20 protein-coding genes are annotated in these 17,687 nt (G+C 27.9%); 12 read left to right on the top strand and 8 right to left on the bottom strand.

The features are described 5' to 3' along the window. The first annotated feature begins 18 nt into the window (after window positions 1-18). Both ACTTAX_RS04660 and ACTTAX_RS04655 read left to right on the top strand, forming a co-directional pair. Window positions 19-900, top strand: a complete 882-nt coding sequence (locus ACTTAX_RS04660; protein WP_440693247.1) for a DMT family transporter — start codon at window positions 19-21, stop codon at window positions 898-900. Then, window positions 893-1,528 (top strand): DNA-3-methyladenine glycosylase family protein, encoded by a 636-nt coding sequence (locus ACTTAX_RS04655; RefSeq protein WP_440693246.1) that lies wholly within the window; start codon window positions 893-895, stop codon window positions 1,526-1,528. Before ACTTAX_RS04660 ends, ACTTAX_RS04655 begins: the two co-directional genes overlap by 8 nt. Here the strand turns inward: ACTTAX_RS04655 and ACTTAX_RS04650 are convergent. Next, window positions 1,515-1,811, bottom strand: coding sequence for a DUF1330 domain-containing protein (locus ACTTAX_RS04650; RefSeq protein WP_440693755.1), 297 nt, complete (start codon window positions 1,809-1,811; stop codon window positions 1,515-1,517). The genes ACTTAX_RS04655 and ACTTAX_RS04650 overlap by 14 nt on opposite strands. 28 nt (window positions 1,812-1,839) lie before the next feature. Between ACTTAX_RS04650 and ACTTAX_RS04645 the strand changes: the two genes are divergently transcribed. Beyond that, window positions 1,840-2,373, top strand: coding sequence for a phosphoribosyltransferase (locus ACTTAX_RS04645; protein ID WP_440693244.1), 534 nt, complete (start codon window positions 1,840-1,842; stop codon window positions 2,371-2,373). A gap of 38 nt (window positions 2,374-2,411) precedes the next feature. Here the strand turns inward: ACTTAX_RS04645 and ACTTAX_RS04640 are convergent, their stop codons facing one another. Then, window positions 2,412-3,722, bottom strand: coding sequence for an NCS2 family permease (locus ACTTAX_RS04640; RefSeq protein ID WP_440693243.1), 1,311 nt, complete (start codon window positions 3,720-3,722; stop codon window positions 2,412-2,414). A 126-nt stretch (window positions 3,723-3,848) separates the two neighbouring features. Between ACTTAX_RS04640 and ACTTAX_RS04635 the strand changes: the two genes are divergently transcribed. Beyond that, on the top strand, window positions 3,849-4,154 hold the full coding sequence (locus ACTTAX_RS04635; protein ID WP_440693241.1) for a hypothetical protein: 306 nt from the start codon (window positions 3,849-3,851) through the stop codon (window positions 4,152-4,154). Window positions 4,155-4,195: 41 nt separating this feature from the next. Here ACTTAX_RS04635 and ACTTAX_RS04630 read toward each other — a convergent pair whose 3' ends face one another. Further along, window positions 4,196-4,642, bottom strand: coding sequence for an Hsp20 family protein (locus tag ACTTAX_RS04630; protein WP_440633045.1), 447 nt, complete (start codon window positions 4,640-4,642; stop codon window positions 4,196-4,198). A gap of 101 nt (window positions 4,643-4,743) precedes the next feature. Further along, window positions 4,744-6,819, bottom strand: coding sequence for a S9 family peptidase (locus ACTTAX_RS04625; protein ID WP_440693239.1), 2,076 nt, complete (start codon window positions 6,817-6,819; stop codon window positions 4,744-4,746). A gap of 16 nt (window positions 6,820-6,835) precedes the next feature. Here ACTTAX_RS04625 and ACTTAX_RS04620 point away from each other — a divergent pair, with 16 nt between their 5' ends. Then, window positions 6,836-7,336: a J domain-containing protein gene (locus ACTTAX_RS04620; RefSeq protein ID WP_440693238.1), complete on the top strand. Its 501-nt coding sequence runs from the start codon at window positions 6,836-6,838 to the stop codon at window positions 7,334-7,336. Here ACTTAX_RS04620 and ACTTAX_RS04615 read toward each other — a convergent pair. Together ACTTAX_RS04615 and ACTTAX_RS04610 are read right to left on the bottom strand one after the other, a co-directional pair. Beyond that, a complete protein-coding gene (locus ACTTAX_RS04615; RefSeq protein ID WP_440693236.1) occupies window positions 7,333-8,271 on the bottom strand; it encodes a glycosyltransferase family 9 protein in 939 nt (312 codons plus the stop codon). The two genes, ACTTAX_RS04620 and ACTTAX_RS04615, sit on opposite strands and share 4 nt — an antisense overlap. Next, complete coding sequence (locus tag ACTTAX_RS04610; protein WP_440693234.1) at window positions 8,268-9,203, bottom strand: GDP-mannose 4,6-dehydratase; 936 nt, start codon at window positions 9,201-9,203, stop codon at window positions 8,268-8,270. The genes ACTTAX_RS04615 and ACTTAX_RS04610 overlap by 4 nt, the downstream gene beginning before the upstream one ends. Window positions 9,204-9,237: 34 nt before the next feature. Between ACTTAX_RS04610 and ACTTAX_RS04605 the strand changes: the two genes are divergently transcribed. The 4 genes from ACTTAX_RS04605 to ACTTAX_RS04590 are packed head-to-tail and all read left to right on the top strand — an operon-like array spanning window position 9,238 to window position 12,863. Then, window positions 9,238-10,122 (top strand): dihydrodipicolinate synthase family protein, encoded by an 885-nt coding sequence (locus ACTTAX_RS04605; protein ID WP_440693233.1) that lies wholly within the window; start codon window positions 9,238-9,240, stop codon window positions 10,120-10,122. A gap of 1 nt (window position 10,123) precedes the next feature. Next, window positions 10,124-11,314 (top strand): class I SAM-dependent methyltransferase, encoded by a 1,191-nt coding sequence (locus ACTTAX_RS04600; protein WP_440693231.1) that lies wholly within the window; start codon window positions 10,124-10,126, stop codon window positions 11,312-11,314. Window positions 11,315-11,342: 28 nt separating this feature from the next. Next, the gene (locus tag ACTTAX_RS04595; RefSeq protein ID WP_440693229.1) at window positions 11,343-12,539 is read left to right on the top strand and encodes a hypothetical protein; all 1,197 of its coding nucleotides are present in this window, start codon (window positions 11,343-11,345) and stop codon (window positions 12,537-12,539) included. 30 nt (window positions 12,540-12,569) lie between these two features. Beyond that, window positions 12,570-12,863: a hypothetical protein gene (locus tag ACTTAX_RS04590; RefSeq protein ID WP_440693228.1), complete on the top strand. Its 294-nt coding sequence runs from the start codon at window positions 12,570-12,572 to the stop codon at window positions 12,861-12,863. Here ACTTAX_RS04590 and ACTTAX_RS04585 read toward each other — a convergent pair. Continuing rightward, window positions 12,860-13,207: a DCC1-like thiol-disulfide oxidoreductase family protein gene (locus tag ACTTAX_RS04585; RefSeq protein ID WP_440650911.1), complete on the bottom strand. Its 348-nt coding sequence runs from the start codon at window positions 13,205-13,207 to the stop codon at window positions 12,860-12,862. The genes ACTTAX_RS04590 and ACTTAX_RS04585 overlap by 4 nt on opposite strands. Before the next feature lie 86 nt (window positions 13,208-13,293). Between ACTTAX_RS04585 and tldD the strand changes: the two genes are divergently transcribed. From tldD to ACTTAX_RS04570, 3 genes are read left to right on the top strand one after another with little or no spacing between them, the layout of a single operon-like run. Next, on the top strand, window positions 13,294-14,706 hold the full coding sequence (gene tldD, locus ACTTAX_RS04580) for a metalloprotease TldD (RefSeq protein WP_440693226.1): 1,413 nt from the start codon (window positions 13,294-13,296) through the stop codon (window positions 14,704-14,706). 3 nt (window positions 14,707-14,709) lie between these two features. Beyond that, complete coding sequence (locus tag ACTTAX_RS04575) at window positions 14,710-16,026, top strand: TldD/PmbA family protein (RefSeq protein WP_440693223.1); 1,317 nt, start codon at window positions 14,710-14,712, stop codon at window positions 16,024-16,026. Beyond that, entirely contained in the window at window positions 16,023-16,994 is a 972-nt protein-coding gene (locus ACTTAX_RS04570; protein ID WP_440693221.1) for an NAD(P)-binding protein, read from the top strand. The genes ACTTAX_RS04575 and ACTTAX_RS04570 overlap by 4 nt, the downstream gene beginning before the upstream one ends. 2 nt (window positions 16,995-16,996) lie before the next feature. Here the strand turns inward: ACTTAX_RS04570 and ACTTAX_RS04565 are convergent, their stop codons facing one another. Then, window positions 16,997-17,677, bottom strand: coding sequence for a DUF6134 family protein (locus ACTTAX_RS04565; RefSeq protein WP_440693219.1), 681 nt, complete (start codon window positions 17,675-17,677; stop codon window positions 16,997-16,999). Between the last annotated feature and the right edge of the window lie 10 nt (window positions 17,678-17,687).

Below are 17,687 nucleotides of genomic sequence, written 5' to 3'. Positions count from 1 at the left end.
TTAATCTAAGTTAATCACATGTTGTCAAAAAATCAATTGGGCTTTTTTTATATGTTTATATCTGTATGCGCTTTCTCGCTGATGGATTTAATTGTTAAATGGTCTGATGATTATCCAGTTGGGCAAGTTTTGTTTTTTAGAGGCTTTTGTGGAATAATCCCAATTTTATTCCTTATCCCTAAAGATCGGTATTTTGATTTCTATAAAACAACGCGACCTGTGCTTCATTTTAAAAGATGCTTAGCGGGACTTATAGCTTTAGTTTCTATATTTGTTGCACTTAGAAATTTACCTTTGGCAACTGTTGTAAGTATTTCCTTTGCCGCACCAATTTTTATTACAATTTTTTCAATTTTTTTATTAAATGAAAAAGTTGGTTTATATAGATGGATGGCTGTGATAGTTGGATTTTTAGGAATAATATTCATTACAGAGCCAGGATTTAGTGCTTTAAATGTGTATTATATTTATCCAATTATTTTTTGTTTAGGTCTTTCCTATGTAGCAATTGCTATAAGAAAATTATCATCAACGGAACCTGCCTGGTTGATCAGTTTTTTCTTTTCATTCTCGATAATGCTTCTAAGTTTTTTCTCGTTTTATCAGGGATGGATCTTGCCAAGTTTATTTGATTTATTTTTGCTATCAATGGTTGGTATATTAGGTGGTCTTGCAAATTTATGGCTATCACAATCTTATAAATATTCAGAAGTTAGTTTGGTTTCTCCTCTAAAATATCTTGGATTAGTTTTCGCAATAATATTTGGATATTTTATTTGGAATGAAATACCAACTTCTAAAACTTTGTTAGGTGCTTTATTAGTTATTGTTTCATCTATAATTATATTTAGAAGAGAAATGTATTTGAAAAAAAAACTATCCGTTTCACGTCATGAATAAAACCCCATCATATTGGAATAAAGCAAAAAAGTATTTATCAAAAAAAGATAAAACAATGTCTTTTTTGATTAAAAAATATAAGTCACCATCAGAAACTGTTCTTACATCAAGGCAAGATGTTTTCTTTTCTCTTTGTAAAAGTATAATTGGTCAACAAATTAGTGTAGCTGCTGCTAACTCAGTTTTTTTAAAGTTTAAAAAAAAATGTAAAAACAAAATTAATGCAAAAACAGTGAATAAATTATCAAGCTCTCAATTAAAGAGCTGTGGATTAAGCAGACAAAAAGTTAAGGGTATAAAAAGTTTAGCAGAACAAGTATTAAATAAAACATTTAATCCTAAAGTTATTCCAGGTATGTCTGATGAAGAAGCAATTATTTATTTATCTAAACTAAGACAAATAGGAAGATGGTCAGCTGAAATGATTTTATTATTTACCTATAATCGTCCCAATATATGGCCTGTACAAGATATAGGACTTCTAAGAGCTATTTCAAAAAATTATAATAAAAAATATCTTCCACCAGAAAGCTATGTAAATTTATTGCAAAAAAGATTTTCCCCATATTGTTCTGTAGCCACATGGTATCTTTGGAGAAGTATAGATCCTGAGCCTATTCAATATTAAAAGCCTCGACTATCTGTAAGTTTCTTTCGGTAGTATCTTTTGCGAGGGCCCAACCTTCTTGATATTCTTTAGAGTCATGACACTCCATAGCTTTTTCATAACTAGGAAATTCCCAGATTACTGTTCTTGGGTAAGTTTCTCCTTCTAAAGTATTAAACTTTCCTCCTCTTACAAGTGGTACACCCCCATAATTTTTGATTATATCTGTAACTTTAGCTCCATATTTTTTAATATTTTCTTGGCTATCTATCTTTTTATACAAAGCAATCCAGTAAACCTTCATCATTTCTCCTTTTTAAATTTTTTTACTTATGATACTAAACTTCATGGCTGACAAACTCATAATCTCTTTTGATGAATATACAAAAATTGTTGAGAAACTGGCAATACAAATTCACAAGGAATACAGACCTACAGTTTTAATTGGTATTATGAGAGGTGCTGCACCGATCCTTGATATCTTATCGAGGATTTTAAAATTACCAATAGCCTACATTGTTATTCAAAGTTATTCAGGCGAAGGAATGGAAGATAAGCAAGGTGAACTCATGTTTGCTAGAGAAATAAGCTCATTAGCTAATAACGAGGATTTTAGTAAAGTTTTATTGATAGATGATCTTTCTGATACCGGTTTAACTTTAAATAAAAGTATTGAGTGGTTAAAAAATTATCCTCAAACAAAAGATTTTATAAAAGAAGTTAAAACTGCGTGTCTTTGGAAAAAAAAATCATCAACTTTCGAACCAGATTTCTGTCCTGTAAGACTAGATTCTGATCCATGGATTGTTCAGCCAACTGAACATTACGAAGAATTATCTATTGAAGAATTAATTAAAAGAAATTAGTTAACAGGGCTAGTAAACTAGCCCTGTTAAGATCTTATTTAACTTACAGCAAAACTTACAACACTAAGTATTGCAACTACCCATATTGCTGGAGAAGTGCTTGAAAACTTTCCAGTAAATATTTTAATTAATGCGTAAGAAACAAATGCTAGGGCAATTCCATTACTAATACTATATGTTAACGGCATTGCTATCATTGCAAGTATTGCAGGAGCAGACTCAGAAATATCGTTCCACTCAATATCTGTAATATTTCTTACAAAAAGAACAGACACAAAAAGTAGAGCTGCACCATCAATTTGTTTAGGTAAACTAGTTGCTAAAGGAGCAAAAAAGATACATGCTAAAAACAAAATACCTATTACAAGAGATGTCATTCCTGTTTTACCACCTGCTTTTACACCAGCACCAGATTCAACATAACTTGTTACAGTAGTAGTTCCCATCATTGCACCCGCAACTGTTCCAACACTGTCAGATAACATTGCTTTATTGATATCTTGAACTTTTCCATCTTTACCAACTTTACCCGCAACGTTTGCAACAGAAGTTAAAGTTCCAGCTGTATCAAAGAAGTCGATAAACAATAAAGTAAAGATTACTGTAGACATACTAGCAGTCATTGCAGCAGACAGATCAAAATCAAAAAGATATGTCATTGGAGGAGGCGAACTAGCTAAACCATTAAATTTAGCAAGGCCTGCAGCCCAAGCAATGATACTAAATACCAATATCCCTATGATGATGTTACCTTTTACATTCATTTTTTCTAAAACAATTATTGCTATAAAAGTAGCACATCCTAAAAGAACTAATGGATCTCCAAGATTACCTAATTTAACTAAAGTGACAGGATCATCTACAACTACTTCCATAATTTGTAATCCGATAATCGCTAAAAATAATCCTATACCTGCACCAATTCCTAATTTTAAACTTTTTGGAATTGAGTTAATTAGCCATGCTCTTATTGGCGTTAAAGATATTATTAAGAATAATACACCTGCTACCAATACAGCGCCCAGTGCTTCTTGAGGTGAGTATCCCATTCCTGCACATACACCGAATGCAACGAATGCGTTTATACCCATTCCGGGGGCAAGTCCTATTGGCCAAGTCTTTCCGTAAAAAGCCATAATAAAACATGCTAAAGCTGTGGCTAAAATCGTAGCTGTATATACCGCGCCGAAATCAAAGAAACCTTTTTCGGGTCCGGCGAATTCTCCCGATAAGATAAATGGATTTAAAAACATTATATAAGCCATTGTTAAGAACGTTGTAGTTCCTGCTATGACTTCAGTTTTAAAATCTGTTTTGTGTTTTTTATAATTAAAATAATTATCAAGCATTTGTCCTCCTAATGTCAGATAATTATTTGATTCTGTTGAATAATACTTTGAATAAGTCCATTTTATTCACAAAATTCAACCCATAAGTTTATATTTCTGCCTTAATTGTAATGATAATGTAATCATATGAAAAATTTGAAAACTTTATTCACTATATTTTTTATCTTTTTATTTGTTTCTGGTTGCCAAACAGTTAAGCAAAAAACAGACGCAGCCATTGAAAAAGAAAATAAAAAATTGAGTGAATTTATTGGTCAATCATCTAGCAAATTACAAATGGAACTTGGAAAACCTGACGAAGATTTTGAAAATGAAAAGGGTAATTTTATTTTTATTTATAATACCAAGAAGTATGGCTTTCCATGTGAGAGAAGATTTGAGATTAATCCAGATCAGTTAGTAATTGGATTTGCTTCTAATGGATGTTTTTAAATTTTACCTGCGAGGATAAATCCTCGCAAGTAAGGGTAAACTTATTTAATTTCTATAAGTTTTTTCTTTTTGTGTTCTGGTATAATTCTTTCACAAGATATTGTTAAAAGACCATCTTTAAGTTCAGCACCGTTAACTTTTACATCATCAGCTATAGTGAATGATCTTGCAAATTGTCTTTGAGAAATACCTTTGTGAATTATTTCTCCATTAACTTCATTGTTTTCAGATTTATCAACTTGTTTTGTTCTTACTGTTAATAAATTATCTTCAAACTCAACCTCAACATCATTTTTATTAAAACCAGCTAATGCAACTTCAATTGCATAATTATCCTTACCAGTTTTTCTGATGTTGTATGGAGGGTAGTTTGATTGCATTGTCAAACTTCCGTTACCCAACATGTTTTCAAATTGATCAAACATATCGTCAAAACCAATTGAAAAAGGTCTTAGTGAGTTAAATATAGATAGATCCTTACTTGTCATAATATCCTCCTTTTTTAAGCAAGTTTATTTTATGCAAGCCCCATAAGGCGACTTACATTGTATATTTAGGTATGATTAAAACGATTTCAATATCTGAAAAATTAAATTTTTTCTGAAATTTTTAATGCAAATGCATAGTCGAGTGCAATTTCTTCTATTGCTCCATCTCTTCCAGATTTACCTCCATGACCTGCATTCATTTCTGTTTTGAGAAGTAATAAATTATTATCAGTTTTATAGTCTCTAAGTTTAGCTGTAAATTTTGCAGGTTCATCAAACAAAACCCTGTTATCACTTAAACTAGTTGTTATTAGCATATGAGGATAATCCATTTTTTTTATGTTATTATATGGTGCATATGAAAATATGTAATCAAAGTGCTCTTTGTTTTCTTTAGCATTACCAAATTCATCAAATTCACCAACTGTAAGTGGTAAAGAGTGATCTAGATTTGTTGTTAATGAGTCCACAAAAGGAACAGCCATAATTATACCTAAAAATAATTCAGGTGCCTGATTAACAACAGCTCCCATTAATAAACCACCTGCAGATCCACCCATTCCAATAATTTTTCCTTTTGAGGTGTAGTTATTTTCAATCAAATATTTTGCAGCATAAATATAATCTTCAAATGTATTTTTTTTATTTGTTAGCTTTCCCTCTTTCCACCATTTCATTCCTTTTTCCATTCCACCTCTAATGTGTGCAGTCGCCCAAATAATATCTCTATTTATTAAGCTCAGTCTTGTAGAAGAAAAACTTGGACTCATCGAACTACCATACGATCCGTATCCGTATAATAACAAATTTGCTGTTCCGTCTATTTTTGTATTTTTGTGTCTTGTAATCGTAAGTGGTACCATTCTTCCGTCATGGGATCTAAACTCTATTCTTTCAACTATATAATCATCTGTATTATGGCCTGATGGTATTTCTTGCTCTTTTACAAGTGTTTTAGATTTAGTTTTTAAATTGTATTTGTAAACTCTTGAAGGTGTTTTAGGTGAAGAGTATGAAACATAAACCTCATCTGTATCTCTATTTCTTTGCGTTAATGAAACACCAGGAACACATACTTTTTCGTCAGAAAAAATTAATTCTTCTTCATTATTTGATGAAGCATCAATAACAAATAGTTTATCCATGGCTTCTGATGTTTCGGATCTAATTATCCAGTTATTTAAAAATGAAAGTCCACCAATTAAAACTTCTTTTTTCGCAGGAATAAATGTATCCCAATTCTGATTTTCTAAAGTTTCTGAAATATCTATTTTAAAATCCTCTGCATCTTTATTTGTATGATTATAAAATTTTCCATCCCATGAATTTATAGAATAAAGAATTCCCTTTTCTCGTTTGATTATTAATTTTGGATTTGGTTTTACTTCATTAACATGAAAGTAATATTGCTCTGACGTATTATGATCCGAAGTATTTATGAAATAATATTTCTCATCAGAACTTAATCCAATACTAACAGTGAAAGCTTCACTTTTTTCCTCAAAGATTAGTTCATCTTCACTTTCAAAATCTCCAATTTTGTGTCTATAAATTTTTCTAGCTCTATGATTTTCATCTAACTTTGAATAAAAAAGATACTTATCATCTAAGCTGAAAATTATACTTCCTGATGTTTCTTTGATTTCTTTTGAAATTATTTCATTATTATTAATATTTCTTATATAAATTGTATAATATTCTGAGCCCTTGGTATCTAATGAGTATCCAAGATATTGATCATTATTGCTAACTTCTAGATCTCCAACACCGAAATATTCAACATTTAATTTTTCTTTTTCTTTATCTCCATTCCAAATTTCTTCAATTTCTGATGAACCAATTTTTTTTCTTAGTTTTATTGAATAGTTCCCTTTAGCAGTTGTTTTTGTCCAATACTCATATGAATGATCTTTAAAAGGTAAGCTTTCATCATCTAATTTTATTCTTCCTTTAATTTCATCAAATAATTTTTTTTGTACATCTTTTGTATTTCTCAAATGATATTCAGTGTAATTATTTTCATCTTCTAAATATTTTTTAACCTCTGGTAGGAGTTTAGTTTTATCCTGTAGAACCTCTAAAATATTTTCTTGATGTATCCAGCTATAATTATCTTCCCATTCAGTATTGTGACAAGATTTTAACTCTGGTTTTTTTTTTAGATATGGTACTTTCATTATTAATTGGAAATATATGAATTTTATTATTTATACATTATTAATTTTAGTTGGTTTATATTTTTTATTAAGAATTTTCACTCGAGTTGCGTCAAAAAAAATTTCTAAAGGTTTAAGAGTATTTTTATTTATAATCTTAATTATATTTGCAGTTTTATTTGCAATTGGAGGTAAATTTTTACTTACTTTGCCATTTACTCTTGCGAGTCTTGCTCTTTTAAAATTGAAAGGTATGTCTATTTTTCAATTAATTTCCCTATATAGATTGATCCAAACTTTGAGAAATTCAGGAAGATTTTCTTTCAACAATACTGCTTCAAATTTAAATACAATGTCTACTGAAGAAGCATACCGTATACTTAATTTAAGCCCCTCAAAAAATTTAACTAAAGAGGATGTAAATAAAGCCTACATCAAAATACAAAAAAAAATTCATCCAGATATCTCGCCTGAAACTTCTAGGTTATCTACCTTAGTAAATGAGGCTAAAGAAATTGTTATGAATGATATTAGCTAATTTTTTAATTTATTTATTGTTTCAATTACTCTTTCTACAGAAATAAGATTTGGATCTGCATTTGTACCATGTGTTATTTCCTCAATATTGTACCCATCAGGCACTAACCTAAAATGGTTTTTACTATAATCAGTGTAAGCTTTTGGAGCATCTAATAAAAATACAATACTTTTTTTGCCTGATTGAGAAATTACGTGAGAGCCAAAAGAGTCGTTACCTACATACATGTCTGAAGCACATAAATAGGGCAAAACATCATAAATTTTTTTATCACTTAATGTCATAAAATTATCATTTTCTAAATTTGAAGCAATTTCATTTTCAATTTCTTTTTCATTTGGACCGCATAAAATTAGAAAAAAATATTTTCCTGTTTTATTTAAATTGTTTATTAAATTAGAAAAATTTTTTGAACCCCATCTTGTTGTTGGTCCAGAAGATCCCACACCAAGCACTATTTTAAAATAATCATTTTTTATTTCAGATTTAATTTTCTCTAATCTTTCTTTCTTAACATAAAATTTTGTTTCTGTTGGAGAATTTTTGATATTTAGTATTTTTTCAGTAAATAATTTAGCTGTCTTAATTAAATGTAAATTTTTTTTTTTATAAAATTTATAAGAATAAATATTTTTTATACCTGCAATTTTTGCTGCAAGATAAACTCTTAAACTTGGGTAAAAAATTAATAAATTTTCAAAATTAAATTTTCTTAAAATTTTACTAAGTTTAAATATGTCAAAAAATTTTTTAGTAAATTTATCTAAATAAAATACATTTTCAATTAAAGGATCATCAGCTAGTGCCTCTTTTAAATTTTTACAAAGTGTGATAATTGTAACTGGGCCATATTTTTTCGCTACTTGATGGCAGTACGCAAGATGAATTAAATTTGCCCCTAGTCCAGAATAGCTTAAATATATTCCTGTTTTCATAGAGAATTATACATTTTTCTTACAAGCTTTTTACCAACAATATTAAATTTAAAATTGAATTTTTTTTTTAATAATAAAGAGTTTCTGCTATCGCTAGACAATAATTTGTTTTCTTGTTTTCTAAAATACTTTTTATTTATTGAGAAATATTTTTTATAATCAAGTTTGTTTAAATAATAAGCTGTTTTTAATATTTCTTTCCCAGATAATTTTATTCCTGATGAAATAATTAAATCCTTACTTTTAAGATTTGATACTTTTACTATTAATTTTACAACTTCTGTTATCCATGAGTAATCCCTAAATGTATTTATATTGCCAACTTCGATTTTTCTTTTATGTCTTGCAGCTAAGCAAATTTTTTTGATAAAAAAATCATCAGGTCTTAAAGGTGATTCAATCTGCATAAATACTAGGTTAAATAAATTTAACTTATATTTTCTATAATTTTTTATTAACTTGAATACCTCTTTCTGCGTTTGGATATATGGATTTTTGTTTGTTGAGTATTTGCAGTTGAGATTGACCAGTCCTTTTTTTGGTGAAAATATATATCCAGAGTTTGCTTTAAAAAATTTTGTATCTGACTTTTCTTTTTTTAAAATATCTAAGAAATTTTTAGTTCCAACATAATGAGATGAAAAAGTTGCTTTTTTTAATTTGATACTTTTTGGAATTGAGCTTTGTCCACTAAAATAAAAAATTTTTTTAGGATTATATTTATTTAAAATTTGATTAATTTCTTTCTTATTATTTGTATTTAGTTTTTCAAAATCAACTTTTTTTTGTAATTTCAAATATTCATAATTAGTAAATTTTTTATTTAATATCCTTGAAGTTACAACTACTTTTTCTTTTTTCTTTAAAAGTTCTGCTGATAGATATGCTCCTAATACACCCGATCCAATAATTAAGTTTACTTTTTTATTCATTTTTTTTAAATTATTATATTCTTTTAAAAAATATATGAGTTTATTAAAAGGCATTTATGCTGCATCAATGTCTGTGTTAAATGACGATTTGACATTAAACATTGATAAAACAATTGAGCATTCTGAAATGGTGATTGAAAATGGTTGCCATGGAGCTGCAATTTTTGGAAGTACAGGACAAGCTCAGTTGATTCCAGTTGCTGAGAAAATTAAACTCCTAAATAAAATATCAACTAATAAATACAAAGATAATTTTATTATTGGTACAGGGTTAAATTCTTTAGGAGAAACAATAAATTTAATGAGAGTTGCAACTTCATTAAATTTAGAAAATTTTTTAATTATGCCACCTGCATTTTATAAATATAGTGATGAAGATGTTTTTAATTTTTACTCTAAAATCGTCGAGACAATCCCAAATGCTAAGATTGTATTATATAATTTTGAAAAACTTTGTGGATATAAATTCAGTGTAGAATGTGTTGAAAAATTAGCCAAAAATTTTCCAGATCAAATAGTTGGTGTTAAGGATAGTTCATATAATCTTTTTGAAAATTTAAAGATAGATAATTTTTCTGTTATGCCAGGTTCAGAATCAAAATTATTGAAAGGACTAGAATTAGGTTCTTCAGGAATAATCACAGCAACATGTAACGCAACGTCAAAACTTGCTCGAAAAGTATATGATGATTTTAAAGAAGGAAAAGAACAAGAGGTAAATACCAAATTATGTGATGTAAGAGAGACATTTGAAAAATATAATTTAATTTCTGGACTACATACTTTTTATAAACATAAAGACAGTTCCTATAAAAATTTACTTCCACCTTTAAGAATTTTGAATAAAGATGAAGAAAGCGATCTTTTAAGTAATCTAGAAAAATGTAATTTTTCTCTAAAATCATCAATGGCAGCTTAAAATGCAATTAGCACGGTTCTTAAATAGTGTTTTTAAGAAAGATGGTTTTATTTTAGTTGATGCAAACTCAAAAAATTATATCATTGGAAATCCTGAGAGCGAAAATCCTATAAAAGTAAAAATATTAAATAAAAATCTCCATTATAAACTTTTACTTCATCCTGACCTATATTTTGGAGAAGCTTATACTGATGGAGATATAGTCATTGAGAATGGAAGTCTTACAGATTTTTTAGATTTATCTTTGATGAATTTTGGAAGAGGAGAATTAAATTTTTTTAGTTATTTAATTAATAGATTGAGGGGGTCATATAGATATCTAACAAATTTCAATTTTATCAAAAAATCCAAAATGAATGTTTCACATCACTATGATATCAAAGATGAACTTTATGATTTATTTTTAGATCCTAAAAGACAATATTCATGTGCTTATTTTAAAAATGAAAATGATACTTTAGAGGATGCCCAAAATAATAAAATTCAACACATAATTAAGAAATTAAATATAAAGCCAAACCAAAAAGTTCTTGATATTGGATGTGGATGGGGATCTTTAGCAGTTGATATTGCAAAATCAGCTAATTGTGAAGTAACTGGAGTTACATTATCAGAAAATCAATTAAAATATTGTAAACAAAAAGCTAAAGAACTTAATTTAGAAAATCAATTAAGATTTAGGTTAATGGATTATAGGGAGCTCGATGAAAAATTTGACAGGATTGTAAGTGTTGGAATGTTTGAACACGTGGGGAGAAAATTTTATAAAAAATTTTTCTCGCAGGTTGAAAAACTTCTTAAAGATGATGGAGTTTCTTTAATTCATACAATTGGATCAGTAAATCCTCCAAGAGACCCTCATCCATGGATAACAAAATATATATTTCCAGGTGGTTATACACCCAGCTTAAGTGAAGTAACTACCCCAATTGAAAAAGCCGGCTTAATAGTGGCTGATATTGAGGTATTAAGGATGCATTATTCTCATACGTTAAGGCATTGGAAGGAAAATTGTATAAATAATAAAGATAAAATTATTAGTATGTTTGACGAGCGTTTTTTTAGAATGTGGGAATTTTATTTAGCAGGTTGTGAAATGGCTTTTAAATGGGGAGATCAAGTTGTATATCAATTTCAGCTAACTAAAAACTATACCTCTACACCTGTTACAAGAGACTATATTTATCAATAATTTATTGATAAATAATAAATTCCTGTCAATGAAAAAAATAAAAAAAAAACAAAATAAATCTATTAAAAAAAGTAAAAAAAAATCTCAGTTAAAATTCAAAAGATCTAAAAAAATTTCTAAAGTAAAAAAAATAAAACCTAAAATAAATAAAGGAAATAAAATTAAAACTAAAAAAAAAAATAATTTAAAAGTTAAAACAAAAAAAATAATTATCAAAAAACCCAAAGAAAAAAGTTTCCTTTTAAAAATAATTAATTTTCAAAATTCACTTAAACCTGAATTTAAATTCAGAATAAATATTAATATAGAAAAGTATATCCAAGCATTTTTCGATAAAATATCTGAAACAATTAATAATTATAAACTTCTTAAAAAAGATGAGCAGAGAAGAATTAAACTTGAAAAACAGGAACAAGAAAGAAAGGAAAAATTAGCCTTACAGCAAGAGAAGCAGAAAGAACAAGAATTAAAAATAAAACTAAATGAACAGGTATTGAAAGAAGAAATTAGGCTAGAGAAACAAAGAACAAAAGAAATTAAGTTATTTTTAAGAAAAGAACAGGCGTTGTTAAGAATTGAACAGGCTGAAAAGCAGAAGAAATTTTTACAACAATTAAAATTAGAAAAACAGATTGAAAAATTTAGAGTAAGGGAAGTTAAAGAATTAGAAAAATTAGAAAAAATTTCATTAAAAGAAAAAAGAGAAGACTATGCGGGGCTTCAACAAAGAATTGAAAAGTTAAAAGAGAAATATCGAATAATAAGAGATCAAAAAATAAGAGAGAGAGTAGAGGCTTTAGGAGTTAAAATTCAAGGTGATGAAGATAGAGAAACATTATTAAGGAAAGAAAAAGAATATACTTTAGCAAGGCAAAAAATTGAGTTTGCTCTTGAAAGCTTTTATAGGAGTGCCAGTAGTTTGGTTTTCCAATTAAACAAAAGACACATTACAAGACATATGTCTATTTTTCGATGTATCGATAGAAGATTTGAAACAGGTGAGATATTTGTTAAGTGGGATGAAGCTCCTGATGAGGAATGGTTATTATTAATTTATATTAAAAATAATTCTCCTGATGAAGGTATAGTCATTGAAGATAAAACTAATCCTGAGAAAAACATCTCTCATGAATTTAAAAATAATGAAATATTTAAAGCTTCAGACACGATGGTGGATTCTTTAACTCAATTAATTGCAAGAAAAAGAGCCAAAAATAACAATTAATTATTACGTTTAATTTAAGTATTATTAGTTATGTTTTATGGAATAATTGCGATGGCGATTTTATATGCTCTGTTAAGTTATATTCTTGCTTGGATCAGATATTTTAATAGTCAAGACGAAAGGTTAGGACAATCAACTTGGAGATGGAGTTATGATTATGAAGTTGATGGAGAAAGAGATATATCAGATTTGGATGACAAAAATTTTGTAAGATTAAGAAGAAAAAGAAATAAAATTATTACTCTTATGTATTCTGTAGTTTTAATTATGTTTGTACTCTCAATGTCTTTATTGAGTCAAATTTTGATATTTTTTCTTAATTAATTTTTTAATTGTTTTTTATTTTTCAAATACAAAAAATACGCAACTATTTCATATCCATATTTAAAAATTGTAAAGATGATAGGAAGTTTGAAAAAACTATATAAAAATTTATATTTTGGTATTCTTTTCCAGACATAAAGGAAAGCTTCTGCACCTTCAATTACTTGATCGTTTTCTTTAATGTGCAATCTTCTTAAAAGTTCTTTGTCATTTTTAGAAGTTTCTTTTTCTGCTTCTTTGTTATCCGTAATATCTATCCAATCGATATCTTCAATATTTTCTTTTTTATACATATTGATTTCTGATCTGCAAATTTTACAAGAATTATTAAAATATACTTTCATAAAAGATTATATTAACCTCAAAAGTAAGCATGTAAATGTGCCAAATGATTAGTTGAAAATTAATTATAAAGCACTATCTAAATCCTGTGAGTAATTTTTTTAACAAATCTGATTTAACAATAAAAGATGCTGATTCAATAGTATCCGATACATTACAAAATTGTGATGATGGTGAGCTATATTTGGAGGACACTAAATCCGAATCTATTTTATTAGATGATAATAAAATTAAAAGCTCAAGCTATAGTTCAGATTTAGGTTTTGGATTTAGAGCAATTACAGGAGAGGTTGTTGCATATTCTCACTCTAATGAAATATCAAAAGATTCATTAAAAAAATCTTCTGAAAATTTAAAATCTACACTGAAATCTATGAAAGGTACTTACAATCAAGATATTTCAAGATCTAATAAAAAATTTTATCAGGATATTAATCCTATAGAGCAAAAAACATTAAATTCGAAATTAGAAGTATTAAATAAAGTAAATGAGTATTTAAGAAAAAAAGATCAATCGGTAAAACAAGTTACAACGAGTTTTACAGGTGAACAAAAATCTATTGAAATTATAAGATCAGGTGGTGAAGTATTAACAGATGTTCGGCCATTAATTAGATTTAATGTATCTGTGATGCTAGAAAAAGATGGAAGAAAAGAAACTGGCGTTTACGGAATAGGTGGAAGACAATCTTATGATGAATATTTAAAAAATGATAATTGGAAAAATGTATGTGAAGAAGCTTTTAGAATTGCCTCAGTAAATTTAGAGAGTAAACCTGCTCCAGCAGGAGAAATGAAAGTTGTTTTAGGGCCTGGATGGCCAGCGATTTTAATTCATGAAGCTATTGGGCATGGTTTAGAGGGAGACTTTAATAGAAAAAAAACTTCTGCATTTCATGATCTTATGGGTCAAAAAGTTGCCAGTGATGGAGTTACGATTGTTGATGATGGAACAATTGATAATAGAAGAGGTAGCTTAACTATTGATGACGAAGGTACACCGACAGAAAAAACAGTATTGATTGAAAATGGGATATTAAAGAATTTTATGCAAGATAGATTAAATGCTAGATTGATGAATACCAAATCCACTGGCTCAGGAAGAAGAGAAAATTATAGACACGTTGTTTTGCCAAGAATGAGAAATACAATGATGTTGAGTGGAAACCGAACTCAAGAAGAAATGATCAAATCAGTAGACAAAGGAATTTTTGCAGTAAGTTTTGGAGGAGGACAAGTTGATATTACATCTGGAAAATTTGTCTTTAATTGTACTGAGGCATATGAAATTAATAATGGAAAGATTGGTTCACCAATAAAGGGAGCTACACTAATTGGAGATGGTCCTTCAATTTTAAAAGAAGTTTCTATGGTTGGAAATGACATGATGTTAGATCCTGGTATTGGAACTTGTGGTAAAGCTGGACAAGGTGTTCCAGTTGGAGTTGCTCAACCTTCAATCTTAATTGACAAAATGACAGTTGGTGGGACCAAACTTTAAATTATGGTTAAGGATCAAGAATATTTAAGATCAAAAGCATCATTTTGCTTAGATTTAGCTAAAAAATTAGGTGCAACTGGATCAAGTGTAACAGTAGGTCATTCAATTTCTGAAACTGTAAATTTTAGAAATAATACTTTAGACGAGTCTAATAGATCAGATGGATTAGCAATAAGCATTGAGACTTATTTGGGAAAAAAAAGATCATCAATTTCTTCGTCAAACTTATTAGATGATAATATTAAAACATTAATAGAAAAATGTTTTGAAACCACCAAAAATACTCCTGAAGATGAATTTAATTCTTTACCAGATAAAGATCTTTTAGCTAAAGAAATTAAAAATTTAAATTTATATGATGAAACACACTTTGATAATGAAAAAAAAATTGAATATTTAAAAGAACTTGAGAGCGTTGCGTCTTCAGAAGAAAAAATCATAAATACAGAGTCTAGTTTTACTGAAAATAAATCTAACTTTATTTTAGCAAATAGTGATGGATTTTGTGATGGATACAAATCATCTTCATTTAGTGCATCTTGTGTTACTGTTGCTAAAGATGAAAATAGTATGGAAAGAGACTATGAATTTACAAGCAAACGTCATTTATCTGACATTAAGGGCGCAAAAGAACTTGGTCAAAAAGCTTCTGAACAAACTATAAGAAAATTAAGCCCAAATAAAATTGGAAGTGAAAAAATAAGCATTATATTCGATAAAAGAATTGCAAAAGGGATGTTGGGAGCTTTTGCTGGAGCCATATCGTCATCTGCGATTTCTAGAGGAACATCTTTTCTTAAGGACAAAATCGATGAACAAATATTTACAGAAACAATAAATGTTATTGATAAACCCGATATAAACAAAGGTGTTGGGTCTCAAATTTTTGATTCAGAGGGAGTAAAATCAGATACTCTAAATCTTGTACAAAATGGTGTTTTAAAAAATTATTTAGTCGATACTTACAATGGAAAAAAACTTAACTTAAAATCAAATGGAAGATCTGGTGGTACAACAAATTTATATTTCGTTAATGGAAATATTAGTTTTGAAGATTTATTAAAAAGTAATTCAAAACATATTTATGTAACTGAAACAATAGGCCATGGAAGTAATTTGGTTACAGGAGATTATTCAGTGGGTGCAACAGGCTTCCTAATTGAAAATGGCGAATTTAAATTTCCAGTAAATGAGATAACAATTGCAGGAAATTTCAAAGATATGTTTAAAAATATAACCTTAGCCAGTGATTTAGATTTTGAATATTCCATTAACTCACCAACTATGATGATAGAAGGAATGACAGTTGCAGGTAAATGAGCACTTACTGTGTAATTGGATCTGGAATATCTGGTGCTACAATTTCAAATCTATTAAATAAAAAACACTCTGTAGACCTCTATGACAAAGCAAGAGGTCCTGGTGGGAGATCATCATTTAAAAGGTTAGATAAAAAAATAGGCTTTGATCATGGCGTTCAATATATTTCCCCTAAGACTAGTGAGTTTAAAAAATTCACAACAAAACTCATAGCAAAAAAAATATTAAAAAATTGGAAGGGCCAGCATATTTTTCAAAATAAAAAGATAAAAGAAAATAAAAACCATCAAAAAATAATTGGCAGAAAAGGTAATAACGATATTAGCAAGTATTTATTAAAAAAAATTAATTGTAATTTTCAAAAAGAATTAAAAAAAATTGATTATAATAAAAACAAATGGAAACTTACCTTTTCTGATGGTGATAATAAATTTTATGATAATCTAATTTTAACTTGCCCACATCCTCAATTACTTAAATTAGCAAAAAAATTTATTAATCATTCTTTTATTAAAAAAAAATTAAAAATGGATGCAAATATTACTGTCATGATAAAAATGAAAAAAACAAAAAAAAATATAAGTAGTTTTTTGTTTGATGATCAAATTTTAGGTTGGGCTGCTAGAGAAAATAGTAAGTTAAGATTTAAAAGTATTTATGAATTTTGGACACTTCAAAGCACAGCAATATGGGCAAATAAAAAAATTTTGAAAAATAAAGAAAACAAAGATTTAAATTCAAAAATATTAATTAATAAATTTTTTGATCTTACTGGTATTAAAAAAAGCAACGTTCTTTTTTCTTTAAATCATGGATGGATGTATTCATCAAATTCAAAACCTTTAAAAATTAAAAGTTACTGGAATTCAAAAATTAATTTAGGAGTTTGTGCTGATTGGTTTGTTGGACCTAGGCTAGAAGCGGGATGGATAAGTGCTAATGACCTTTTTAGGAAAATAAACAGATAAAATTACTTAATATTTTTAATTCTATACTCCCAACTTCCCATTCTTTCATAGGTAACTTTAACTATCACTGAAGTTTTTTTATCAAGCCAAATATCAAAATTTAATCTTTTGTCTTCTGGAAGTGCCATATCTTTAGAAGTGAGTTTAAAATGATCAGTATCAAATTCTTTTCCATTGATAGTGATTTTTTCCTTACCGATAAATGTAACTAGTTGTTCTTTTATACTTCCAGAAATAGGACTAATTTGGCTTTCTGCCTGTAACAATTTATGGCTCCACCAACTTCCAATTGTACTTTTCAAAGAAGCTTCACCAGAAAAAGAAGAACCTTGAATATCAAATTTATTAGTTTGATTATTTAATATTAAATTTACAAATTTTTCTTTTTTATTCTGACGTGTTTTAGATTTAAAGGAAATTAAATTATCTCCTAAATATTTTTCTTCTCCAAAACCTTCTACTTCAAAAATAGTTGCTCCAAGTAGTTTTACTGTAAATTTATATTTATTATTTACAGTTGTTTCATTGTCTTTCCTAGAAAAAGAATAATTATTATATCCTATAACTTCATTATTTCTTAAGATTTCAAGTTCAATTTTTTTGAAGTTATTATAATGACCAACATGTGCGTTTGAGTTAAAAGTAAATAAAAAAAATATAATAATAGTGTAAAATTTTTTCATGATAATAATA

Source organism: Candidatus Pelagibacter sp. HIMB1695, assembly GCF_052047655.1.
GTDB lineage: Bacteria > Pseudomonadota > Alphaproteobacteria > Pelagibacterales > Pelagibacteraceae > Pelagibacter.
The sequence above is the reverse complement of the archived record's forward strand: the minus strand, read 5'-3'. Positions and strand labels throughout refer to the sequence as shown.